The 21,997-nt window shown below is 76.4% G+C and carries 21 protein-coding genes; 11 read left to right on the top strand and 10 right to left on the bottom strand.

Annotated features, from left to right (window positions below; all coding sequences use genetic code 11):
* Positions 1-97: 97 nt before the first annotated feature.
* Positions 98-1,354 carry an FAD-dependent monooxygenase gene (locus QC029_RS27255; protein WP_279558481.1) on the top strand — a complete coding sequence of 419 codons (1,257 nt, stop codon included), beginning with the start codon at positions 98-100 and terminating at the stop codon, positions 1,352-1,354.
* A gap of 45 nt (positions 1,355-1,399) precedes the next feature.
* Positions 1,400-2,305, top strand: a complete 906-nt coding sequence (locus QC029_RS27250) for a Gfo/Idh/MocA family protein (protein ID WP_279558480.1) — start codon at positions 1,400-1,402, stop codon at positions 2,303-2,305.
* Here the strand turns inward: QC029_RS27250 and lnt are convergent.
* On the bottom strand, positions 2,277-3,827 hold the full coding sequence (gene lnt / locus QC029_RS27245; RefSeq protein ID WP_279558479.1) for an apolipoprotein N-acyltransferase: 1,551 nt from the start codon (positions 3,825-3,827) through the stop codon (positions 2,277-2,279). The two genes, QC029_RS27250 and lnt, sit on opposite strands and share 29 nt — an antisense overlap.
* A 229-nt stretch (positions 3,828-4,056) precedes the next feature.
* Between lnt and QC029_RS27240 the strand changes: the two genes are divergently transcribed.
* Genes QC029_RS27240 through QC029_RS27230 form a run of 3 tightly spaced genes read left to right on the top strand, consistent with a single transcriptional unit; the run spans position 4,057 to position 8,347 of the window.
* Positions 4,057-4,893 (top strand): universal stress protein, encoded by an 837-nt coding sequence (locus tag QC029_RS27240; protein ID WP_279558478.1) that lies wholly within the window; start codon positions 4,057-4,059, stop codon positions 4,891-4,893.
* A gap of 56 nt (positions 4,894-4,949) precedes the next feature.
* On the top strand, positions 4,950-5,840 hold the full coding sequence (locus QC029_RS27235) for an HAD family phosphatase (RefSeq protein ID WP_279558477.1): 891 nt from the start codon (positions 4,950-4,952) through the stop codon (positions 5,838-5,840).
* A gap of 14 nt (positions 5,841-5,854) precedes the next feature.
* Positions 5,855-8,347 carry a glycosyl hydrolase family 65 protein gene (locus tag QC029_RS27230; protein ID WP_279558489.1) on the top strand — a complete coding sequence of 831 codons (2,493 nt, stop codon included), beginning with the start codon at positions 5,855-5,857 and terminating at the stop codon, positions 8,345-8,347.
* An 82-nt stretch (positions 8,348-8,429) separates the two neighbouring features.
* Here QC029_RS27230 and QC029_RS27225 read toward each other — a convergent pair whose 3' ends face one another.
* The 3 genes from QC029_RS27225 to QC029_RS27215 form a co-directional block, all read right to left on the bottom strand.
* Positions 8,430-8,732 (bottom strand): DUF3040 domain-containing protein, encoded by a 303-nt coding sequence (locus QC029_RS27225; protein WP_279558476.1) that lies wholly within the window; start codon positions 8,730-8,732, stop codon positions 8,430-8,432.
* A gap of 148 nt (positions 8,733-8,880) precedes the next feature.
* Positions 8,881-9,879 carry a PP2C family protein-serine/threonine phosphatase gene (locus tag QC029_RS27220; RefSeq protein WP_279558488.1) on the bottom strand — a complete coding sequence of 333 codons (999 nt, stop codon included), beginning with the start codon at positions 9,877-9,879 and terminating at the stop codon, positions 8,881-8,883.
* A 188-nt stretch (positions 9,880-10,067) separates the two neighbouring features.
* Positions 10,068-11,012 (bottom strand): FAD-dependent oxidoreductase, encoded by a 945-nt coding sequence (locus tag QC029_RS27215; protein WP_279558475.1) that lies wholly within the window; start codon positions 11,010-11,012, stop codon positions 10,068-10,070.
* Positions 11,013-11,161: 149 nt separating this feature from the next.
* Between QC029_RS27215 and QC029_RS27210 the strand changes: the two genes are divergently transcribed.
* Positions 11,162-12,373 (top strand): CapA family protein, encoded by a 1,212-nt coding sequence (locus QC029_RS27210; RefSeq protein ID WP_279558474.1) that lies wholly within the window; start codon positions 11,162-11,164, stop codon positions 12,371-12,373.
* A 31-nt stretch (positions 12,374-12,404) separates the two neighbouring features.
* Here the strand turns inward: QC029_RS27210 and QC029_RS27205 are convergent, their stop codons facing one another.
* The gene (locus QC029_RS27205; RefSeq protein WP_279558473.1) at positions 12,405-13,277 is read right to left on the bottom strand and encodes an undecaprenyl-diphosphate phosphatase; all 873 of its coding nucleotides are present in this window, start codon (positions 13,275-13,277) and stop codon (positions 12,405-12,407) included.
* Between the two features lie 141 nt (positions 13,278-13,418).
* Complete coding sequence (locus tag QC029_RS27200) at positions 13,419-14,132, bottom strand: TVP38/TMEM64 family protein (RefSeq protein ID WP_279558472.1); 714 nt, start codon at positions 14,130-14,132, stop codon at positions 13,419-13,421.
* A 142-nt stretch (positions 14,133-14,274) separates the two neighbouring features.
* Between QC029_RS27200 and QC029_RS27195 the strand changes: the two genes are divergently transcribed.
* Positions 14,275-15,147 carry a spermidine synthase gene (locus tag QC029_RS27195; RefSeq protein WP_279558471.1) on the top strand — a complete coding sequence of 291 codons (873 nt, stop codon included), beginning with the start codon at positions 14,275-14,277 and terminating at the stop codon, positions 15,145-15,147.
* On the opposite strand, the gene QC029_RS27190 is transcribed toward QC029_RS27195, so the two are convergent.
* From QC029_RS27190 to QC029_RS27180, 3 genes are all read right to left on the bottom strand, one after another.
* Complete coding sequence (locus QC029_RS27190) at positions 15,087-16,367, bottom strand: MFS transporter (protein WP_279558487.1); 1,281 nt, start codon at positions 16,365-16,367, stop codon at positions 15,087-15,089. The genes QC029_RS27195 and QC029_RS27190 overlap by 61 nt on opposite strands.
* Positions 16,368-16,417: 50 nt before the next feature.
* On the bottom strand, positions 16,418-17,449 hold the full coding sequence (locus QC029_RS27185) for a hypothetical protein (RefSeq protein ID WP_279558470.1): 1,032 nt from the start codon (positions 17,447-17,449) through the stop codon (positions 16,418-16,420).
* 96 nt (positions 17,450-17,545) lie between these two features.
* Positions 17,546-18,094 carry a gamma carbonic anhydrase family protein gene (locus QC029_RS27180; protein WP_279558469.1) on the bottom strand — a complete coding sequence of 183 codons (549 nt, stop codon included), beginning with the start codon at positions 18,092-18,094 and terminating at the stop codon, positions 17,546-17,548.
* Between the two features lie 136 nt (positions 18,095-18,230).
* On the opposite strand from QC029_RS27180, the gene QC029_RS27175 reads away from it, so the two are divergent.
* Positions 18,231-19,094, top strand: a complete 864-nt coding sequence (locus tag QC029_RS27175) for an acyltransferase (protein ID WP_279558468.1) — start codon at positions 18,231-18,233, stop codon at positions 19,092-19,094.
* A 140-nt stretch (positions 19,095-19,234) separates the two neighbouring features.
* Here QC029_RS27175 and QC029_RS27170 read toward each other — a convergent pair whose 3' ends face one another.
* Entirely contained in the window at positions 19,235-20,095 is an 861-nt protein-coding gene (locus QC029_RS27170) for an EamA family transporter (protein ID WP_279558486.1), read from the bottom strand.
* A gap of 183 nt (positions 20,096-20,278) precedes the next feature.
* Between QC029_RS27170 and QC029_RS27165 the strand changes: the two genes are divergently transcribed.
* The 3 genes from QC029_RS27165 (at position 20,279) to QC029_RS27155 (ending at position 21,891) form a co-directional block, all read left to right on the top strand.
* A complete protein-coding gene (locus QC029_RS27165; protein ID WP_279558467.1) occupies positions 20,279-20,854 on the top strand; it encodes a helix-turn-helix domain-containing protein in 576 nt (191 codons plus the stop codon).
* A gap of 74 nt (positions 20,855-20,928) precedes the next feature.
* A complete protein-coding gene (locus QC029_RS27160) occupies positions 20,929-21,492 on the top strand; it encodes a YbaK/EbsC family protein (protein ID WP_279558466.1) in 564 nt (187 codons plus the stop codon).
* Between the two features lie 27 nt (positions 21,493-21,519).
* On the top strand, positions 21,520-21,891 hold the full coding sequence (locus QC029_RS27155; RefSeq protein ID WP_279558465.1) for a hypothetical protein: 372 nt from the start codon (positions 21,520-21,522) through the stop codon (positions 21,889-21,891).
* Positions 21,892-21,997: the final 106 nt, after the last annotated feature.

The following is a 21,997-nucleotide window of genomic DNA, read 5'->3' as shown; positions in this document are numbered from 1 at the left end:
TCAATCTACCTTCCCCACTACAGGTGTAGTAGGCTGTGGAGCGTCACTACAGGTGTAGTGACACCGTCACTGCCGTCCTCACGGGGGAGCACCGGCCATGCACCAGCCCCGAGCCGTCGTCATCGGCGCCGGAATCGGCGGTCTGACCGCCGCCGCGGCCCTGCACCTGCGCGGTTGGGCGGTCACCGTCCTCGAACGCGCCGCCGCCCTGGAACCCGTCGGCGCCGGAATCGCCCTGGCCCCCAACGCCCAGCGCGCCCTGGACGTCATCGGACTCGGCGACACCGTCCGGGCCATGTCCGCCTGGCAGGGCGAGGGCGGACTGCGCACCCCCTCCGGCCGCTGGCTCTCCCGCACCACCCCGGACGCGGCGGCCGAGCGCTTCGGCGGCCCCGTCGTCGTCGCCCACCGCGCCGACCTCGTCGGCCTCCTCGCCGCCCGGCTGCCCCGGGGGACGGTCCGCACCGGCGTCCCGGCCGAGGTCGCCGACCCGGGCGGGGACGGACGGCCCGCGACCGTCCGCACCACGGGCGGCGGACGGGAGGGGGGAGCCGGAGCGGAGGCCGGCGAGGAGTACGCCGCCGACCTCGTCGTCGCCGCCGACGGCATCCACTCCGCCACCCGCCGGGCCCTCTTCCCCGGCCACCCCGCCCCCCGCTACGCCGGGTTCACCGCCTGGCGCTTCGTCGTCCCCGCGCCCGAGCGGTCCTTCAGCGCCCACGAGACCTGGGGCCCCGGCTCGGTGTGGGGCACCGTTCCGCTCCACGACGGCCGGGCGTACGCGTACGCCACCGCCACCGTCCCCGCCGGAGGACGGTCGCCCGACGGCGAACGGGCCGAACTGCTGCGCCGCTTCGGCGGCTGGCACCACCCCGTACCCGACCTGCTCGCCGCCGTGCCGCCCGGCGGCATCCTCCGCAACGACGTGTACCGCACCGCCGCCGCGCTGCCCGCCTACCACCGGGGCCGCACCGTCCTGCTCGGCGACGCCGCCCACGCCATGGCCCCCAACCTCGGCCAGGGCGGCTGCCAGGCGATCGAGGACGCCGTCGTCCTCGCCCACCACGCCGACCCCGCCGCCGCCGGACTCGACCGCCCCCTGGCCGCCTACACCCGCGACCGCCTGCCGCGCACCATGGACGTCGTACGCCGCTCCGAGCGGATCGGACGGCTGACCACCTGGTCCTCACCGCCCGCCCGCGCCCTGCGCACCGCCGCGTTCGCCGCCCTCAACCGGATCGGCCCGCGCCTGGCCCTGCGCAGCCTCGACGGCATCGCCGACTGGGAGCCGCCGCGCGCGGCGTATGCTGCCGGTCCACGGGGAGCGCGGGGCGGCGGAACGGCCGCGCCCTGAGCGGCCCCGGACGACACCGGACGACGGCGAAACCAGGGGGTCCTCGTGAGGATCGGCGTGATCGGGCTCGGCGACATCGCCCACAAGGCGTACCTGCCGGTGCTCACCACCCAACCGGGCCTGGAACTCCATCTGCACACCCGCACCCGCGCCACCCTGGACCGCACGGCCGACGCCCACCGCGTCCCCGGGGCGCAGCGGCACCCCGCCCTCGACGGGCTGCTCGCGGCCGGCCTCGACGCGGCGTTCGTCCACGCCCCGACGGCCGAGCACCCGCCGATCGTCACCCGGCTGCTGGAGGCCGGGGTGCCCACCTACGTCGACAAGCCGCTCGCCTACGACCTGGCCGAGGCCGAGCGGCTGGTGCGCCTGGCCGAGGAGCGGCGCGTCCCGCTCGCCGTCGGCTTCAACCGCCGCCACGCCCCCGGCTACGCCCAGTGCCTGGAGCACCCGCGCGACCTGGTCCTGATGCAGAAGAACCGCGTCGGACTGGCCGCCGACCCGCGCGAGGTGGTCTACGACGACTTCATCCACGTCGTCGACACCCTCCGCTTCCTGCTGCCCGGACCGGCCGACCACATCGACGTACGGGCCCGGGTCAGGGACGGGCTCATGCACCATGTGGTGCTCCAGATGTCGGGCGACGGCTTCACCGCGATCGGCGTCATGAACCGGATGAGCGGCAGCACCGAGGAGATCCTGGAGGTCTCCGGGCGGGACACCAGGCGCCAGGTGCTCAACCTCGCCGAGATCGTCGACCACAAGGGCCAGCCCAGCGTCCGCCGCCGCGGGGACTGGGTGCCGGTGGCCCGCCAGCGCGGCATCGAGCAGGTCACCCTGGCCTTCCTCGACGCCGTGCGCGCCGGGCGGCACCTGAGCGCCGAGGACGCCCTGCGCACCCACGAGCTGTGCGAGCGGGTCGTCACCGCCGCGCTGGAGCAGGCCGGGTAGCCGCCGCCTCGCGCGCCCGCGGCCGGCCCTCCCCGTACGGCCCGCGCCGGGCCCGGCGCGCCGCCGAGACGGCCGCCGCCAGCAGCAGCGAACCCAGCGCGGCGGCGACGGTCCAGTCGCCGAACCGCACGTACGGGCTGGTGCCCGAGGCGAGCGGCACCTCGTGGACCGCCGACCCGACGCGGTCGGTGCCCAGCCGCTCGCCCACCGGCTCGCCGCGCGGGCCGTGCACCGCGCTCACCCCCGTCAGCGTGGCGTGCGCCACCGGCCGCCAGCCCTCCGCCGCCCGCAGCGCGGCCAGGGAGGCGTGCTGGGGCGGCGCCCAGCTCTCCTGGAAGGAGGAGGTCGCCGACTGGGCGACGAGCAGTTCGGCGCCGTCGCGCACCAGCGCCCGGCTCATGTCGGGGAAGGCGGACTCGAAGCACACCAGCGGGCCGACGCGCACCCCGCCGACGGCCATCACCACCGGCGCGTCCCCGCGCCTGCGGTCCTCGTCGGCCGCCCTGCCCACCGCCGTCGCCCAGCCCAGCAGGGAACGGGCCGGCACGTACTCGCCGAACGGGACCAGCCGCATCTTGTCGTAGCGGTCCCCGATGGGCCCGTCCGCGCCGACCAGCACCGAGCTCTTGAAGATCCCCGGCCGGCCCGAGCGGCGCGCGTCCACGTTGACCAGCAGCGGCGCGCCCACCCGGGCGGACAGCGCCGCCAGCCGCTCCCGCAGGTCGGGGCGGTCGTCCAGGTCGTAGCCGACGCTGCTCTCGCCCCACACCACCAGGTCCACCTCCCGGTCCGCCAGTGCGCGGGTCAGCCGCTCGCCGGTGTCGAAGCGCGCGTCCGGTCCCACGACGACCCCCGGCTGCACCACCGCGACGCGGACCGTGCCCGAGGGCCGCGGCAGCGGCGTCCACGCCCATGCCGCGGCCGGGACCAGCGCGCACACCACGGCCGCGGCCACGGCGGCCCTCCGGGCGCGGGGCACCGCGACCAGCACCGCCAGCGCGGTGTTGGCGGCCACCACCCACACGGTGACCAGCCACACCCCGCCCAGCGAGGCCAGCCGCAGCGCGGGCGGCACCTGCCACTGGCTCGCCCCCAGCAGCGCCCACGGCCCGCCCAGGTACTCCCAGGAGCGCACCAGCTCGATCACCAGCCACGCCGACGGCACCAGCGCCACCGCCGCCAGCGCCCGGCCCGGAGTCGGCGCGTCCGCCAGCAGGCGCCGCACCAGCCAGCCCCACGGGGCCCACAGCAGCCCCATCAGGGCCGTCACCACGACGATGAAGACGTGCAGGCTCGGCGCCAGCCAGTGGTGGGTGGCCAGCAGGAAGCCGACGCCGCCCAGCCACCCCTCCACGGCGGCGCGCCGCCCGCTCTCCGCCGTCCGCAGCAGCAGCAGCCACGGGACCAGCGCGGCGTAGGCCCACCACCACAGCGACGGCGCGGGGAAGGCCAGGGCGGGCAGCGCGCCGGCCGCCACCGCGAGCGCCCCGCGCCGCCCCCGGGACCCCACAGCCATCCGCATGCCGCGCCTCCTCGCCTCGGCCGGGACCGGTGCGCGCCCCCGTGCCGCACGGCCGGACGGGGAGCCGCGCCGCGGGGCGGACGGCCCGGAACCGTCCGCCGCGGGTTTCACCGGCCCGTATGTGGGTCACCGTTCCCAGGAACCGGCCGGCGAACCGGCGGGCGGCCGCTCCGCCCGGGTGGAGCGGGGCACCGCGGGAGCCGGGAGGGACCGGGGGAAGGAGACGGTGGTGGAGCTTCCCCTGCTGGCGGGCGTCGACGGGTCCGAGTCCGGCCTGCTCGCGGTGGACTGGGCCGCGGACGCGGCGGCCCGCCACTCGGCGCCGCTGCGCCTGCTCCACGCCGCCGGGGACCGCGGGGAGGGCGGCCCGGCGCCGGAGGACCCGCTGGCCGCCGCGGTCGAACGCGTCCGCCTGCGCGCGCCCGGCGTACGGGTGACCGCGGACGTCCTCGACGAGGAGCCCGGACCGGCGCTGGTCCACGCGGGCCGCAACGCGTCCGCCGTCGTCGTCGGTTCCCGCGGCCGGGGCGGGGTCGCCGGCCTGCTGCTGGGCTCGGTGGGCCTGTCGGTGGCCGGCCGCGCCGACTGCCCGGTGGTCGTCGTGCGCGGCGGGGAAACCGCCCGCGCCGGCGGGCACGGACGGATCGTCCTGGGCGTCGGGGACAGGGTGGACGGCTCGCCCGCCGCGCACTTCGCCTTCCGCGAGGCCGCCGCCCGGCACTGCGAACTGCGCGCCGTGCGGACCTGGCGCCGCCCCGCCCACGAGGCGGAGGACCATCCGCTGTTCCAGGGGCACCCGTCCGGCGCCCGCCACCGGGAGGCGATGGACCACCTCGACGAAGCCCTGCGCGCCACGGCCCGCGAGCACTCCGGGATCGACCTGCGCCTGCACGCCGTGGAGGGCTCCACCCGCGCGGTGCTCCTGGAGGAGTCGCGCAGGGCGGACCTGCTGGTGGTCGGCGCGCACCGCCGGCAGGGCCACTTCGGCCTCCAGCTGGGGGCGGTCGACCACACCGTCATCCACCACGCCGACTGCCCCGTGGCCCTGGTGCCGGAGCACATCTGACCCGCCGCCCCCCGACCCGCCGGCCCGACGGACACCACCCAACGGACGGAGTGCCCATGTCGTCTCCCGCCGCCGGAGCGCGGCACCCGGAGCCGGAGGACCCGGCGACCGCCGTGCCGGCCCGCCGCCTGCGCGCCGTCCGGGCCGTGGTCTTCGACACCGACGGAGTGATCACCGACTCCGCCCGGCTCCACGCCGCGGCCTGGAAGGAGGCGTTCGACGACTGCCTGCGCGAGTGGCGCGAACGTACGCGCGCGGGGGCGGACGGCCGGGCGGGGGAGGACCCGGACCGGTTCCGCCCGTTCGACGTCCGGGAGGACTACCGGCGCCACGTCGACGGGAGGTCCCGTCTGGACGGCGCCGCCGCCTTCCTCGCCTCGCGGGGGCTGGACCTGCCGCCGGGCACGCCCGGCGACCCGCCCGGCAACGGCACCGTGGGGGCCGTCGCCGCCCGCAAGGAGCGGCTGTTCACCGCCGCCCTGCGGCAGGGCGGCGTCCGCGTCTGGCCCGGCACGCTGCGGCTGCTGCGCGCCCTGCGCCGCGAGGGGACGCCCATGGCGGTGACATCCGCCTCCCGGCACGCGCGGGAACTGCTCTCCGGCGCCGGGGTGCCGGAGGTGTTCGACGCCGTGGTGGACGGCCGCGAGGCGGCCCGGCTGGGCCTGCCGGGCAAACCGGACCCCGCGGTGTTCCTGGAGGCCGTCCGGCGCCTGGGCGTGCCGGCGCGGGAGGCGGCCGTCGTCGAGGACGCACCGGCGGGCGTCGAGGCCGGCCGCCGGGGCGGCTTCGGCCTGGTCGTCGGAGTGGACCGGACGGCCGGGCCCGCCGGCGCGCGGGACCTGCGCGACCACGGTGCCGACGTGGTCGTGGCGGACCTGGCCGAACTGCTGGAGGCCGGCCCCGGCGCCGGCCGGCGCGCCGGCCGGCACGCAGAGGAGGGACGGTAGCCGTGGATGGACCCGTGGAGCGGTGGACGTGGGCGTACGAGGGCTACGAGCCCGCCGAGGAACGGCTGCGCGAGGCCCTGTGCACCCTGGGCAACGGCTACTTCGCGACCCGCGGCGCGGCCCCCGAGACGGACGCCGGGGGACCCCACTACCCGGGCACGTACGTGGCGGGGTGCTACAACCGGCTGACCTCCACGGTGGGGGACCGCGAGGTCGGGAACGCCGGCAACGCCGGGAGCGTCGGGAGCGTCGAGAACGAGGACATGGTCAACCTGCCGAACTGGCTGCCCCTGCGCTTCCGGATCCTCGACGGCGGCCCGGACGGTGGCCCGGACGGCGGCTCCGGCGGCCCGGCCGGCGGGGCTCCTCCCGGCGGCCCCGTCCCGCCCTGGTGGACCCCCGACGGGGACGGGCCGCTGGAGTACCGGCAGAGCCTGGACCTGCGGCACGGCGTCCTGACCCGGACGCTGCGCCTGGAGGACGCGGCCGGGCGGCGGCTGCGCGTCGAGCAGCACCGGCTGGTCCACATGGGGCAGCCGCACCTGGCCGCCCTGCGCACCGTGTTCACGGCGGAGAACTGGACGGGGACGCTGGAGGTCGAGTCCGCCCTCGACGGCGGGGTCACCAACGCCGGCGTCGAACGCTACCGGGCCCTGAACGGCCGCCACCTGACCGGCCACAGCACCGGATCGGCGGAACCGGACACCGTCTGGGTGCGCTGCCGCACCACGACCTCCGGGATCGGCGTCGCCCTGGCCGCCCGCACCCGCCTGGAGAGCGGCGAGGCCGTCTGGGCGCGCACCGATCCGCGCGGCCCGCGGCCCGCGCGGCTGCTGGCCGTCGCCGTCCGGCCCGGGCGGCCCGTCACCGTCGTCAAGACCGCGGCCCTGCACACCTCGCACGACGTGGCGATCGGAGACCCCCTCCGGGCCGCCCTGGAGGACATCGGCTACGCGCCCGCCTTCCCCGACCTGCTGGACACGCACCGCACCGCCTGGGAGGAGCTGTGGCGGCGCGCCGAACTGGACGTGCCGGGCAGGGCGGGCCACATCCTGCGGGTCCACCTCTTCCACGTCCTGCAGACGCTCTCCCCGCACACCGCCGACCTGGACGTGGGGGTCCCCGCGCGCGGGCTGCACGGCGAGGCGTACCGCGGGCACGTCTTCTGGGACGAGCTGTTCGTGCTGCCCTACCTCGACGTCCACTTCCCGGAGGTCTCCCGGGCCCTGCTGACCTACCGGCACCGGCGGCTGCCCGAGGCCGTCCGGGCCGCCGGGGACAGCGGGTACGAGGGGGCGATGTTCCCCTGGCAGAGCGGTAGCGACGGGCGCGAGGAGACCCAGGCCCTGCACCTGAACCCGCGCTCGGGCCGCTGGCTGCCCGACCACTCCCGCCTCCAGCGCCACGTGGGCTCGGCGATCGCCTACAACGTCTGGCGGTACTGGCAGGCCAGCGGCGACACCGACTTCCTGCACGCCCGGGGCGCCGAGACGCTGCTGCGGGTCGCCCAGTTCTGGGGGAGCGCGGCACGGTACGACCCCGACCACGGGCGCTACCGCATCCTCGGGGTGGTCGGGCCCGACGAGTACCACGAGGGGTATCCGGGGAGGGAGCGGCCCGGCCTGGACGACAACGCCTACACCAACGTCACCGCCGCCTGGGTGCTCGGCCGCGCCCTGGAGACCCTCGACGGCGTGCCCGAGCCGCTGCGCGAGGAGCTGTGCCGGGACCTGGGCCTGGACGGGGACACGCTGGAGCGCTGGCGGGACGTCTCGCGGCGGCTGCGGGTGCCCTTCCACTCCGGCGTCATCAGCCAGTTCGACGGCTACGGGGAGCTGGCCGAGCTGGACTGGGAGGGCTACCGGCGCAGGTACGGGGACATCCGGCGGCTGGACCGGATCCTGGAGGCCGAGGGCGACACCGTCAACCGCTACCAGGCGTCCAAGCAGGCCGACGCGCTGATGCTCGGCTACCTGTTCCCGCCGGCCGAACTGGCGGACCTGTTCGGCCGGCTCGGCTACACCCTCGACGACGAGCTGTGGCGCCGCACGGTCGACCACTACCTGCGCCGCACCAGCCACGGCTCCACCCTCAGCGCCCTGGTCCACGGATGGGTGCTGGCCCGCGTACGGCGCCCCGAAGCCTGGCGCTACGTCCAGGAGGCCCTGGTCAGCGACATCGCCGACATCCAGGGGGGTACGACCGCCGAGGGCATCCACCTGGGCGCCATGGCCGGGACGCTGGACCTCGTGCAGCGCGGGCTGACCGGCCTGGAGCCCCGCGGGGACGCCCTGCGGATGGACCCCGCGCCGATCCCGGAGCTGTCGGAGTTCGGCTTCACCATCCGCTACCGGCACCACTGGGGAGTGGAGGTGCGGATGCGGTCGGGCCGGATGCGCATCGCCCTGCCCGGGTCCGCCGAGGGCCCCGTCCGCCTGGCGCTGCCCGACCGGACCGTCACCGTCGAACCCGGCGAGTCGGTCTGGCTGGGGCTGGCCGGGGACTGACGGGCCGCCGCCGGCCCGCCGAGCCCACCCGGCCCATCCGGCCGGACGTGCCGGACACCCCGTACGCGCCCGGCCCGGACGGTCAGCCGGAGCCGGGCCCCGACCCGCGGCGGCCCGCCCAGCTCACCGCCGCCACGGCGACGGCGGAGAGGAACACCAGCGCGCCGGCCCCGGGATGCAGGACCATCAGCGCCGGCGCCAGGAGGACGCAGACCCCGGCGAGCAGCCACAGGCGGCGCGACGGACCCGGTCCGTCCGCCGGCGCGGTCCCCGTCTCGCCGAAGTCCCGGAACAGGGCGGCGAGCCGGGCGTCGCGCAGCAGCGCCCGTTCGGTCTCGTGCAGGACGCGGAGTTCTCGGAGGGTGAGGCGGCGGGATTCGTTCATGATCTCGGCTCGTTCGGTGCGGACGGCGGTGGACGGTCGTTCGACGGGTACCCGGTCCGAGCGGGTGAATCTCCCGTTCTCCGCTGATACCGGCGCCGGGCCCGGACCGGGAGGACCGGGCCGGGAGGATCGGGCCGGACCGGACGGCTCAGCCGACGCGGTACCGCAGGAGCAGCATGGCCGCGTCGTCCCGCAGCGGCCCCCCGACGTGCGTCACCAGATCCCGGCGCAGTGCCTCCAGCCCGGTGTCCGGGCTGGCCTCCCGCAGCAGGAAGGCGCGCCGGACCAGCGGATAGAAGCGGTCGTCCGGGTCGCGCGCCTCGGCGACGCCGTCGGTGTACAGCAGCATCTGGTCGCCGGGGGCGAGCGACAGCCCGTACGGCTCCGGGGGCTTGAGGTCGAACCCCATGCCCAGGGGCGGCGCGGTCTCGGGCGGCTCCGCGAGATGGGCCGTGCCGTCCGCGCGGACGACCAGCGGTGAGGGGTGGCCGTGGTTGAGCAGGGTCACCGAGCGGTCGTCGTGCGTCTCGGCCAGGACGGCGGTGACGAACCGCTCCTCCGTCATGTGCCGGTTGATCGACCGCTCCAGCCGGGCGCTCACCGCCGTCAGGTCCGGCTCGTCGTACGCCGCCTCCCGGAACGCGGCCAGGACGACCGCCGCCGTCTCCACCGCCTCCAGGCCCTTGCCCTGGACGTCGCCCACGATCACCCGGACCCCCGACGGCGAGGTGACGACCTCGTACAGATCGCCCCCGATCCGCGCCTCGGCCACCGCGGAGGTGTAGGACACCGCCACCCGCAGGTGGCCCGCGGACCGCGGCACCGGGCGCAGCAGCACCCGCTGGGCCACCTCGGCGATGGACCGCACGTTCGCCAGCTCCGCCTCGTGCCGCTGCCGGACGGCCGTGGCGGCCAGTCCGGCCGCCGACACCCCGGCCACCGACAGGATCGCCGTGTAGCCGCGCACCGACCCCAGCTGGCCGTTGAAGACGGCCAGCACCAGGCACAGCGCCAGGGCCAGCAGCCCGATCAGCGCGGTGCGGCGCATGCCGCCGACCAGACTGGCGAAGGCGGGGCCGAGCGACACCAGCGGCAGGAAGCCCACGCCCGGGCCCGCCGTCACGTCCACCACGGCGACGACGGTCATGGCGGCGAAGGGCAGCCCGGCCAGCAGTCGGTAGCTGTCGTCGTCGCGATCGGCCAAGGTGAACTCCGGGATTGGGTTCGGACGCCCCACGGTTGCCTGCGAACAGCTTCCCAGCCGAGGGCGGTGCGGGAAAGTGAACCGCGCGGTTGCGTCGGTTCCCCCGCCCGCTCGAGCGGACCTCCCCCGAGCTACCCCGGCAGTCCCCGCAGCGCGTAGTACGCCCGCAGGGCGGCCTCGCCGCCCGAGCCCATCGCCGTCATGATCCGCTGGGCGCGCGGCGACCGCAGGTCGCCGGCCACGTGGACGCGCGGACGCTGCGCGCCGGGCGGGCAGTGGCCGCCCGCGTCGGCCACGAGGTCGCCGGGGACGCGCACGGGACCGCTGCCGATGTTGAGGTACGCCACGTCGGCCGTCCACCGCAGGGACCCGCCCGCCGCGGTGGCGATCTCGGCCGCGACCCCGGCCCGCCGCCCCGGCCCGCCGCGCAGGACGACGCGCCGTACCGGCACCAGCTCCACGCGCCGGTCCGCGCGGACCTCGGCGGTCTTGTAGCCGTCCGAGGGCGGGTGCGCGACCAGGAAGCGGACGTCCGCGGACGGGTCCGCGCGCAGCAGGGTGCCCAGCGGGCGGTCGGCGCCGAGCACCAGCACCGTCCGGCCGGACAGCGCCGCCGGGTCGGCCTCCCACAGCGGGCCGGCGGCACGGCCCCCGGGATCGGCGGCCCAGTCGGTGTCGGCGGGCCTAAGCGGCCCGGTGCCGGTGGCGACGACGGCGTGGGCGGCGGTACGGCGCTCCCCCGAGGCGAGCGTGACGGCGACGTGGTCGTCGCGGGCGGTCAGGCGGACGACGCGGGCGCCGTACTCGACCCGGCACCCGGCCGCCCGCGCCACGTCGCCGGCCGCCGCCGCGGCGAACTCCGGGCCGGAGGAGAAACCGCCCAGCACGTTCCCCAGGGAGCGGACGTACCGCAGCTTCCCGCACAGCTCCGGCCCCGCCTCCAGCAGCAGCGTGCGCATCCCCACACCGGCGGCCGTCACGGCGGCGGCGCAGCCCGCCGGGCCGCCGCCGACGACGAGCAGATCCGCCTCCCCGGCGTGCGCCGTGTCCCTCACCCCGTCCGTCACACCCCCCATTCCAGTATCCGCGCGGTCCGTTCGCCCGGACGGTCCAGCGGCGCGGCCCCCCGGGATGCCGCCCGCACCGCCCGCGCCCACGCTGCCGGAAAAGGAAGGCGGCGCGCCGCTCCCCGGGGCGGCGCGCCGGGACGGACGGGAGGCGGAGGATGAGCCGGAGCGTACGGGCGGTGTCGGAGGCCGGAGGGACGGGCCGGCGGGCGGCCGGGCGGAAGCGCGGAGGCGGGGCGATACGCCGGGTCCGCCGAATACGCCGGACGGCCCCGGCCGCCGTCGTGCTGGCGCTCGCCGCGCTCGCCTCGTGCACCGGGCGCGGCGCTTCCCCCGAGGCGGGCCGGGCGGCGCCGGCGGCGGAGCGGCACCGGCCGTTCACCGTGGTCGCGACCGGCGACGTCATCCCGTACCCGTCGATCATCGAGCAGGCCCGGCGGGACGCGGGCGGGACGGGCCACGACTTCACCCGCATCCTCGCGGGCGTGAAGCCGGTCGTCGCCCCCGCCGACATCGCCCTGTGCCACATGGAGACCCCCTACGGCGACGAGGACGGCCCCTTCACCGGCTACCCGCTGTTCCGCTCGCCGCCCCAGCTGGCGGAGGCGCTCCGCGCCACCGGCTACGACAGCTGCTCGACCGCCTCCAACCACAGCCTCGACGACGGCTTCGACGGGGTGCGCCGCACCCTCGACGCGCTGGACGCGGCGGGCGTACGGCACTCCGGCACGGCCCGCAGCGCGGCGGAGGCCGCCCGCCCCGCCCTGCTGGAGGCGGGCGGCGCCCGGATCGCCCACCTGTCGTACACCTACGGCACCAACGGCATCCCCCTCCCCGGGGACCGGCCGTGGGCGGTGAGCCTGCTGGAGCCCGAACGCGTGCTCGCGGACGCCCGCGCCGCGCGCCGCGCCGGGGCCGACGTGGTGATCGTCAGCCTGCACTGGGGCACCGAGTGGCAGCGGGAGCCCGACGCGCGGCAGAAGGAGCTGGCCCACCGGCTCACCGCCGCGCGCACCGGCGGGCGCAAGGCCGTCGACCTGCTGATCGGCACCCACAACCACGTCCCCCAGCCGTACGAGAAGGTGAACGGCACCTGGGTCGTCTACGGGCTGGGCGACCAGGTCGCCAGCTTCGTCCCCGAGGAGAAGCGCAGCGGCAACGAGGGCTCCATGGCCCGCTTCACCTTCGCCCCCGAGGACGGCCGCTGGACCGTCGCGAAGGCCGAGTTCCTGGTCGGCCACTCGGACACGGGCCCGCCCTTCCGCGTCGTACGCGCCACCGGGGAGGACTTCCCCGAGGTGCACCGGCGCGTGCGCGAGGCGGTGCTGAGCCGGGGCGCGGGGGAGGACGGGCTCACCGAGGGCCGGTGAGCCGGGGGCGGAGGTCCGGCCGGGGCGGCGGTCAGCCCAGGGACTCGCCCGCGTGCGGGGAGACCACCCCGGCCGCGATCAGCCCGAAGATCAGCAGGCCCAGCAGGACGCGGTAGACCACGAACGGCATGAAGCTCCGGGTGGAGATGAACTTCATGAACCAGGCGATGACCGCGTAGGCCACGAGGAAGGACAGGACGGTCGCGAAGAGCGTCGGCCCCCAGGAGACGTGCCCCTCGCCGATCTCCGTCAGCTCGAACAGCCCGGAGGCGAGGACGGCGGGGATGGCCAGCAGGAAGGAGTAGCGGGCGGCGGCCTCGCGGGTGTAGCCCATGAACAGGCCGCCGCTGATCGTCGCGCCCGAGCGGGACACGCCGGGTATCAGCGCCATCGCCTGGGCCATGCCGAACAGCAGGCCGTCGCGCACGGTCAGCTTCTCCAGCGACTTGCGCTCGCGCACGGCGCGGTGGCGCCCGCCGGAGGCGTCGCGGGCCGCGAGCCGGTCGGCCACGCCCAGGACGACGCCCATCACGATCAGCGTCGTGGCGATCAGCCGCAGGTCGCGGAAGGGGCCCTCGATGTGGTCCTTGAGCGTCAGGCCGAGGACGCCGATCGGGATGGAGCCGACGATCACCAGCCAGCCCAGCTTGGCGTCGTGGTCGCCGCGCGCGCCCCTGTCGTACAGCGAGCGGAACCAGGCGGAGACGATCCGCGCGATGTCCTTGCGGAAGTAGATCAGCACGGCGGTCTCGGTGCCGATCTGGGTGACCGCGGTGAAGGCCGCGCCGGGGTCCTCCCATCCCGCGAAGACCGCGGTCAGCCGCAGATGGGCGCTGGAGGATATGGGGAGGAACTCGGTCAGCCCCTGGACGAGCCCGAGGATGAACGCTTCGAACCAAGACATGTCGGGGTGTGCTCGTCCCTATTTCGTGATCATCGGTCAGGTCGGGCAGATGCTATGGCCGGTCGGCGACGGGAAGGCAAACGGCGGGCGAACGTCCGCCCCTCGTGCGTACCGGCTCGGTGACCGCCCGGGTCGCGGGGGTCAGGCGGCCGCCGGCATCCGCCGCAGCCGGGTGCGCCTGCGCCAGGCGACGACCGCCGCGGCCAGCCCGGGAACGGTGATGAAGGCGAACGCGGCCAGGAAGACGGGCGAGGTCGGCGCCGTGGCCTGGCTGCCCGCGACGGCGTACGCGGCGGTGTTGGGCACGCAGCCCAGCGCGGTGGCGGACAGGAAGGCGGTCCAGCGCATCCGGGTGACCGAGGCGCCGTAGTTGGAGACGGCGAACGGGATCCCCGGCAGCACCCGCAGCACCAGCATCGAGCGGAAGCCGTGGCGGCTGAGCTGGCGGTCGCCGGCCGCCAGCCAGCGGCCGCGCAGCAGCGGGCGCAGCGCGTCCTGCCCCAGCAACCGCCCCAGCCCGAAGGCGATCCCGGCCCCCAGCACCGTCCCGGCCACCGCCGCGGCCGTGCCCAGGGCGGCGCCGAAGAGCGCCCCCGAGGCCAGGTTCAGCACCGGTCTGGGGACCAGCGCCGCCGTGCACAGGCCGTACCCGGCGGCGAACAGCGCCAGCGCGCCGCCGCCGGAGAGACGGGGACGCCACCCCTGGGCGAACAGCTGCTGCGGCTCGTGGAGGACCACCACCGTGGCGGCGGCCGCCAGCAGTACGGCGAGGAGGGACAGACGGGACCACGGGGAGAACAGCACCGTGGAGCACCGGGCGGCGAGTCCGGCGGGCTGCGGAGCGGGGACGGGCACCGGGCGAGCGTAACCGACGCGGGTGACGTACGTCCCGGTGTGCCCGCTGTGAGGTCCGCGACCCGGCGGGCCCGGCCCCGCCCGTCCCCCGCTCCCGCGGCGGGCCGCGACGGTGCCGCGGCAGCGCTGTGACAATGGGGCGATGGACGACGAGACGGCGGACGAGCCGGTACCCGTGCGCCGGACCGTGGACCAGGGCACCGCCCGGCTGCTGCCGGACGTGGACCGGCCGCGGGCCTGGCTGCTCACCGTCGACGACGCCCCCCAGTCGTACGTGGACCTCGGCGACCCGGCGCACCTGGAGTTCGAGTACACGCGCCGGATCGCCCACGTCCTGGACTGCGCCGCCGCCCCCGGGACCCCGCTGGACGCCCTCCACCTGGGCGGCGGGGCCATGACCCTGCCGCGCTACCTGGCCGCCGCCCGCCCCGGCTCCCGCCAGGAGGTGGTGGACGCCGACCGGGCGCTGCTCGGCCTGGTCGCCGAGCACCTGCCGCTGCCGCCCGGCAGCGGGATCGAGGTGCGCGCCGACGACGCCCTCGCCGCGCTGCGGGAGAGACCGCCGGGCTCGGTGGACGTGCTGGTCGCCGACGTCTTCGGCGGCTCCCGCGTCCCGGCCCACCTGACCACCCTGGCCTATGCCCGGGCCGCCGCCGCGGTGCTGCGGCCGGAGGGGATCTACGCGGCCAACCTCGCCGACGCCGCGCCCTTCGCCTTCCTCCGCTCCCAGATGGCCGGCTTCCGCACGGCGTTCGGCGAGGGCCCCGGCCGTCTGTGCCTGATCGCCGAGCCCGCCGTGCTGCGCGGCCGCCGGTTCGGCAACACCGTGCTGGTCGCCTCCCGCGCCGGACTGCCCGTGGAGCGGCTGGCGCGGCTGGCGGCGGGCGACCCGTTCCCGGCCCGGGTGGAGCACGGCGCCGCGCTGGAGCGGCTGATCGGGGACGCGCGCCCGGTTCAGGAGAGCGAGGCGGCGCCCTCGCCGGAGCCGCCGGAGGGCTCCTTCACCGTCGGCTGACCGACGGCCACCACCTCTCCGTTGCGCCGGGCCAGGTTCCGCACGTCCGGCACGCACAGCACCGCGGCCGTCAGCAGGACGACCAGCGCCGAGCAGCCCCACAGCGCCGCCGGCCGGCCCGCCAGTCCCTCGACGGGGCCGGCCGCGGCCGTGGCCAGGGGCACCAGGGCGATGGAGCCCAGCCAGTCGTAGGCCGAGACCCGGGAGAACTTCTCCTCCGGCACCTCCTGGTGCAGCGCCAGCATCCAGCTCACCCCGAACACCTCGAGCGTGACACCGGTCATGAACATCGCCGCGACCAGCCACCCCACGGACACCGGCACCGCCAGCGCCGCCGAGGGCAGCGCCAGCGGGAAGACGCACAGCACACCGGTCAGCAGGATGCGGCGCGGCCGCCAGCGGGTCATCAGCAGCCCGCCGAGCACCGTGCCCGCGCCGTAGGCGGCCAGGGCGATCCCCCAGGGCCGGGCGCCGCCCAGGTGCTCCTCGGCGACCTGCGGTCCGTACACCGCCTCGGCCGCCGCGACCACCGCGTTGACGACCGAGAACTGCAGGACCACCGCCCACAGCCACGGCCGCCCCGCGACCTCGCGCCAGCCGTCGCGCAGATCGCCGAGCAGCCCGCCGCCCGGCGCGCGCTCGGACATCCCGCGCAGGTCGAGGAAGGCGCGCAGCGCTCCCGCGACGGCGAAGGCGGCGGCGTCGATCGCCAGCACCCAGCCGGGACCGACCGCGGCGATCAGCGCGCCGCCGAGCGCCGCACCGCCGATGGAGGCGCCGTTGACCCCCATGCGGAAGACGGCGAAGGCGCGCCCGGCCTGCTCGCCGCGGACGCTGGCGAGCACCATCCCCTCGGCGGCCGGGGCGAAGAACGCGTGCCCGGTGCCGCCCAGCGCGGACAGCAGCACCATCTGCCACAGCTCGGCGCGCCCGGTGATCACCAGCGCGGCGAAGACGCCCTGGGAGGCGCAGTTGAGCGCGTTGGCCGCCACCATCACCCGGTGGCGCGGCAGCCGGTCGGCGACGGCGCCGCCGACGAGCAGGAAGAGGACCAGGGGAACGGTGCGGGCGGCGGCGACCAGTCCCACGTCGGTGCCGTCGCCGCCCGAGGCGAGCACGGCGAACGCCGCCGCGATCAGCGCACCGGAGTTGCCCAGCCCGGTGATCACGGCGGCGGCCGTCAGCAGCGTGTAGTTGCGGCCCGCGCGGGCGGTGCGGATCGGCCGCCGCCCCGCCGTCCCGCTCCCGTCCCCCGGGGCCTCCCGGGGGGTCAGTCCTCCTCCGCGTACGGCCGCAGACTGCCGGTCATCTTGTCGATGACGCTCCGGGGCACCTCGTCCTCGACCCCCGCGTCGGTGACGAGGAGCCAGATGCGCAGGTCGTTGCCGCCGTCGATCCAGGAGACGGTCACGACCTTGCCGTCGGAGTCACACTTGTTCTCCTTCTTGACCCCGGTGGCGGTGGCGGTCGCGATGTGGCCGGTGATGCCGTGCTCGTTGGAGAACTTCTTCGCCTTGGTCAGCTTGACGGTGTCCTTCTGCTCGCCGTACGCGAAGTAGACGAAGTTCTCCGCGGCGAGCTCGGCGCCCTCGGCGGTGTTGCGGGAGCCCTGGCCGCCCTTGCTGCCGACGACGGCCCGGGTGTACGTGCTGTTGCCGACCTTGCACCACCCCTCCTTGTGGAAGGCCGGTGCGCTGAAGGCGACCTGCGGCCCGGAGAAGGGGTCGTCCTCGTCCTTCTGCCCGTAGCCGATGATCGTCGTCTCCGTGCCGACCTTCCAGTCGGCGGGCACGTCGAAGGCGTTGTGGTGCTTGGCGTTGGTGACGACCTTCCAGCCGGGCACCACCGGGTCGGGCTTCTCCGGCGAGAGGCCGTCGCGCGGGTTGGTGGGGTCGTCCCGTTCCGCGCCGGGGCTCTCGCTCGGCTCCCGGGAGGGCTCCTGGGCGGAGGGCCCGGTGCTCGGGGAGGCGCTGCTGCCGGGGCCCTCGGCGCTCTTGCCCTTGTCGTCGCCGGTGAGGACGAAGACCCCCGTCACCACGGCCGCGGCGATCACCGCGACGGCCGCGACGATGGCGATCGCCGCGTTCCTGCCGCCCTTGCCGCCGCCCCGCGGCGGCTGGGGGACGCCGGGCTGCCCCCACTGGCCGCCGGGCTGCGTCTGGTAGGGGTTGGGTGCCTGGTACCCCGGCGTCTGGTAGGGGTTCGGCGCCTGGTACCCCGGCGTCTGGTACGGGTTGGGCTGCTGGTGGTGCGGGTCCTGCGGGTTCTGCTCGCCCCCGGGCGGCTGCTGTCCTGGCCACATGGCGAGAACACTAGAGCCGCCGCCGCGGCCGGACCACGGCCACCCCCACTTCGGTACGCACCCGGTACACGCCACCGGGCGCCGGGGCGTGCGGCGTCAGCCCTCGCCGCCCTCCCGGACGGTCAGCGTCTCCCGGTGCGTGGCGGCCAGTTCCCGGTACATCGCGGCGTTGACGCGGACGCCCTCCCGCTCCTCCGCGGTCAGTTCCCGCCGGACGCGGGCGGGCACCCCGGCGACCAGGGAGCCGGGCGGGACCTCCATGCCCTGCGGCACCAGCGCATGGGCCGCCACCAGCGAACCGGCGGCCACCCGGGCGCCGTTGAGCACCGTCGCGCCCATCCCGACCAGGACGTCGTCCTCCACCGTGCAGCCGTGCAGCACCGCGTTGTGCCCCACCGAGACGCGCTCGCCCACGGTGACCGGGAAGCCCGGGTCGGCGTGGAGGGTGCAGTTGTCCTGGACGTTGCTGCCGGCGCCGACGGTGATCGCGTCGCAGTCGCCGCGCAGCACCGCGCCGTACCAGACGCTCGCGCCCGCTCCCAGCGACACCTCGCCGACCACCACGGCCGTCGGGGCGACGTACGCCTCCGGGTCGACCACCGGTTCCCTGCCGACCACGCCCGCGATCATCGCCCGCCGCTCCATCCGTGTCTCTCCCGCCCGCCGCGCCGCGCGGCCCGTGTGCCGATCACCGTTCCACCGGCACCGTACGGGACGGGTGGGGCGGGAATCACAGCACGGTGGACGGTGCGCCGCCCGTCCGGGCGTCTACCGTGAGCGGGTGCCCAAGAACAGGAACGTGTTCTCCTCCCTGCTGTCCCGCGCCCTGTCGCGCCCGGCGTCCCGCGCCGTGCACACGCTGTGGCGCCATGCGCAGCGGGCGGGCGCCGTCTCGGCCGAGCGCCCCGGGCCGTACGCGTTCCGCCGGATCGGGGAGGGCACGCGGCTGGCCTTCCCGCAGGGCACGCTCTTCGGCACCGAGTGGATCGAGCTGGGCGCGTGCTGCGTCATCGGCGCCGAGGTCACGCTGACCGCCGGGATGATGCCGGACCTCGACCTCGGCCCGGACACGGTGCTGCGGCTGGGCGACGGGGTGGTCCTCGGCCGCGGCAGTCACGTGGTCGCCGACGGCGCCGGGGCGGGCGTGACGATCGGCGACGACGTCTTCTGCGGCCCGTACGTCTACATCACCTCCACCAACCACTCCTACGACGACCCCCACCTGCCGATCGGCAGGCAGTGGCCGCGCTCGGCGCCGGTGGAGATCGGGGCGGGCAGCTGGCTGGGCACGGGAGCGGTGGTGCTGCCGGGGGCGCGGCTGGGGCGGAACACGGTGGTGGCGGCCGGTTCGGTCGTCCGCGGCGAGGTGCCCGACCACGCCGTGGTCGCGGGCGCGCCCGCGAGGGTCGTACGGCGCTGGGACGCCGAGGAGGGCTGGCTGCCCCCGCTGCGCACCCCGCCGCCGGTGCCGGTGCCCGAGGGCGTCACGCCCGGGCAGCTCGTCGCGCTGGCCGGTCTCGACGCGCCGGAGCCCGGCGCGGACGGGGCGCAGGCGGGCAGACTGGACCCGGCGGCCGGTCGCGGGCCGGCACCGGACCGGGCCGCCGGCCGGAGACGGACGACCGACGGGATGCGTACGCCGTGAACAACCGGACCCTGCGCCTGCTGCTGCTCTTCGCCGTCGCCCTGCACGGGCTGGCGCTGCTGCTGTACGTCGCCCGCAACCACTGGTTCTGACCGTCGGTCCCCGGCCTCCGTGCCCGTGTCCCGTGTTCCGGGCACCGGTCAGCCCGAGGCCAGCAGCAGGGTGCCGGCCAGCGCCAGTCCCGCGCCCGCCGTCTGCACCGCGCGCAGCCTCTCCCGCAGCATGCCGCGCGCGGCCAGGGCCGTCACCACGGGGTAGAGGGAGGCGAGCACCGCGGCGACGGTGACCGGGCCGATCCGGGCGGCCAGCGCGTAGCTGCCGTTGGCGGCGACGTCGGCCAAGCCGACGAAGGCGAGCGCGGGGAGCGCGGAGCGGATCCCCCGCGTCCCCTCGGCGCCCGTGGCCGCCCCGCCGCGCCGCACCGAGACGTACAGGGCCGCGCCGCCGACCGCGACGTTGCACACCCGCTGGACGAACAGGGCCAGGAACAGGCCGGTGACGGTGGTGGACGCCTCCGCCAGCAGCGCCATCACCGCGCCGAAGCCGACCGCCGAGCCCAGGGTGAGCAGCAGCGCCCGCCGCTGCACCGGGGCGCCCCTCAGCTGCGGCCCGCCCGCCAGCACCACCCCGGCGACGGCGACGGCCATGCCCGCGTACTGCCCCGGGCCGGGCCGCTCACCCAGGGCCAGTCCGACCCCGACGGGGACGACGACCGCCAGCGAGGCGAGGGGGGAGACCACGCCCATCGGCCCCATGGCCAGGGCGCGGTAGAAGCACAGCATCGCGGCCGGGCCCACCACCCCGGCCGCGACGGCGAACCATAGCCGGTCCCCGGCCTCGCTCCACGCGCCGGTCGCCACCACGACCACCCCCAGCACGGCCGCGGCGAGCGCCTGCGAGACGACCACCACGGTCAGGGCCGGCATGCGCCGGGTCAACAGTCCGCCGCCGAAGTCGGCCAGTCCCCACAGCAGACTGGTGGCCAGGGCATAGGTGATCATCGAGGCGCCTCGCAGTACAGTGTCGTGGACTTCGGGGTCCATCTCACGGTAGTTCACTCTGATGGACCCTGTCATTGAAAATATTTGACCACGCGATCGAAGCGGCGCCGCCCGCCGGGAAGCCGGGAAGCCGGGAAGCTCCGAGGCCGAAGGGGGCCGGGCGCGCCGGGACAGGGGACGCCCGTGACGGACCTCGACCAGCTCACCCAGTCGCTCGCCCGCAACCTCAGGCGCCTGCGCACCGAGAGGGGCTTCACCCTGGACGCCCTGGCGGCCCGGGCCGGGATCAGCCGCGGCATGCTCATCCAGATCGAGCAGGCCCGCACCAACCCCAGTGTCGGCACGGTCGTCAAGGTCGCGGACGCGCTCGGCGTGAGCCTCACCGGTCTGCTCGACCCCGGCCGGGAGCCGGCGGTCCGGCTGGTCCCCTCCGAGCAGGCCGTGCGCCTGTGGTCCACCGAGGCCGGCAGCCACGCCACCCTGGTGGCCGGAACCGAGGCGCCCGGCCCGCTGGAGCTGTGGACGTGGAGGCTGATGCCCGGGGACGGCAGCGCCTCGGACCCCCACCCCGGCGGAACCACCGAACTGGTCCACGTCACCGCCGGCGTGCTCACCCTCACCGTCGACGGCGACGACCACGAGGTGCCCGCCGGGACCTCCGCGGCCTTCCGGTCGAACGTCCCGCACGGCTACCGCAACGACGGCGACGAGCCGGTGGAGATGACCATGGCCGTCTCGGTGCCGCCGGCGCCGCGCTGAGACCGCTGCGCTGAGACCGCCGCGCTGAGACCGACCCGCGGAGGCTCCCGCCGGCGGCTGCTAGCGTGCACGCCATGCGCGCTCCCCTGGGGAACTTCACCGACGCCTGGCCGGTCGCCGACAAGCTCGGCCTGCTCGCCCCGCCGGTCGCCGCCGCGCTGCGCGGTCCCGTGCCGGCCGACGGCGTCGTCTACGTCGACAGCGACCCGGACGACGCCGACACCGCCCGCTTCGGGGAGGTCCACGGCATCCCGCCCGAGCGGTCCGCCAACTGCGTGGTCGTCGCGGGCCGTCGGGGCCAGGGGACCACCCTGGCCGCCTGCGTGGTCCTCGCCCACACCCGCGCCGACGTCAACCGCACCGTCCGGCGCGAACTGGGCGTCCGCAAGGCCTCGTTCGCGCCCGTGGAGACGGCCGTGGGCGAGTCCGGCATGGAGTACGGCGGCATCACCCCCGTCGGCCTGCCCGAGAGCTGGCCGCTGCTGGTCGACGCCGCCGTGGCCGACACCCCGTACGCCGTCATCGGCTCCGGGCGCCGCCGCGGCAAACTCCTGGTGCCCGGCGCGCTCCTCGCCCGCCTGCCCGGTGCGCGGGTACTGGAGGGACTGGGGGTCCCGGTGGCCCGCACCGGCGACTGACCGCCCCGCGAACGCTACTCTGCCCGCATGTCGAACCACGATGACCTGCTCGTCCGCATCGCCGAGAAGGTGGAGTCCGAGCGGAGCAACCAGATGCCCCTCACCGTGGTGGTCCCCGGTGCGGTCATCACCGGCAGGCTGGCGCCCGAGGCCGTCTGGAAGGCGCGAGTCGCCGAGGTCCTGCGGGACTCCGAGCGCCTGAAGCCGTTCGCCGAACTGTTCGCGCCGTCCCAGGACGGCGGGCACGGCGACGGCGGCCGGCCCACCCACCTGCACCTGCACGTCGCACGCATCCTCCAGGGGAGCTACGGCCTCCCCGACACCGGCGGGATGTACCGCGTCGCCATCGGCGAGGTGAGCGGCTGGACCCTGGGGGAACTCAGTTACTCCGACGAGTGAGGGGAGCGGCCGGGCGCCCGCCGCGCCCGGCCGCCCCGCGCGGGGGGCCGGCCGGACGCGGCGCGGATGACCCGCCGGGCGGCCGGGCACGCCCCGGCCGGGGCGG

Origin of the sequence: Streptomyces sp. DH37 (genome assembly GCF_029813835.1) — a bacterium.
Lineage (GTDB): Bacteria > Actinomycetota > Actinomycetes > Streptomycetales > Streptomycetaceae > Streptomyces.
Note: the sequence above shows the minus strand (reverse complement) of the source record. Positions and strands in the feature narration are given on the sequence as shown.

What these genes read in the sequence shown, in the direction of transcription:
- QC029_RS27255 (WP_279558481.1), top strand. Translation starts at nt 98, where the DNA reads ATGCACCAGCCCCGAGCCGTCGTCATCGGCGCCGGAATCGGCGGTCTG.
- lnt (WP_279558479.1), bottom strand. Translation starts at nt 3,827, where the DNA reads ATGCGGATGGCTGTGGGGTCCCGGGGGCGGCGCGGGGCGCTCGCGGTG.
- QC029_RS27235 (WP_279558477.1), top strand. Translation starts at nt 4,950, where the DNA reads ATGTCGTCTCCCGCCGCCGGAGCGCGGCACCCGGAGCCGGAGGACCCG.
- QC029_RS27225 (WP_279558476.1), bottom strand. Translation starts at nt 8,732, where the DNA reads ATGAACGAATCCCGCCGCCTCACCCTCCGAGAACTCCGCGTCCTGCAC.
- QC029_RS27220 (WP_279558488.1), bottom strand. Translation starts at nt 9,879, where the DNA reads ATGACCGTCGTCGCCGTGGTGGACGTGACGGCGGGCCCGGGCGTGGGC.
- QC029_RS27215 (WP_279558475.1), bottom strand. Translation starts at nt 11,012, where the DNA reads ATGGGGGGTGTGACGGACGGGGTGAGGGACACGGCGCACGCCGGGGAG.
- QC029_RS27210 (WP_279558474.1), top strand. Translation starts at nt 11,162, where the DNA reads ATGAGCCGGAGCGTACGGGCGGTGTCGGAGGCCGGAGGGACGGGCCGG.
- QC029_RS27205 (WP_279558473.1), bottom strand. Translation starts at nt 13,277, where the DNA reads ATGTCTTGGTTCGAAGCGTTCATCCTCGGGCTCGTCCAGGGGCTGACC.
- QC029_RS27195 (WP_279558471.1), top strand. Translation starts at nt 14,275, where the DNA reads ATGGACGACGAGACGGCGGACGAGCCGGTACCCGTGCGCCGGACCGTG.
- QC029_RS27185 (WP_279558470.1), bottom strand. Translation starts at nt 17,449, where the DNA reads ATGTGGCCAGGACAGCAGCCGCCCGGGGGCGAGCAGAACCCGCAGGAC.
- QC029_RS27180 (WP_279558469.1), bottom strand. Translation starts at nt 18,094, where the DNA reads ATGGAGCGGCGGGCGATGATCGCGGGCGTGGTCGGCAGGGAACCGGTG.
- QC029_RS27170 (WP_279558486.1), bottom strand. Translation starts at nt 20,095, where the DNA reads ATGATCACCTATGCCCTGGCCACCAGTCTGCTGTGGGGACTGGCCGAC.
- QC029_RS27160 (WP_279558466.1), top strand. Translation starts at nt 20,929, where the DNA reads ATGCGCGCTCCCCTGGGGAACTTCACCGACGCCTGGCCGGTCGCCGAC.
- QC029_RS27155 (WP_279558465.1), top strand. Translation starts at nt 21,520, where the DNA reads ATGTCGAACCACGATGACCTGCTCGTCCGCATCGCCGAGAAGGTGGAG.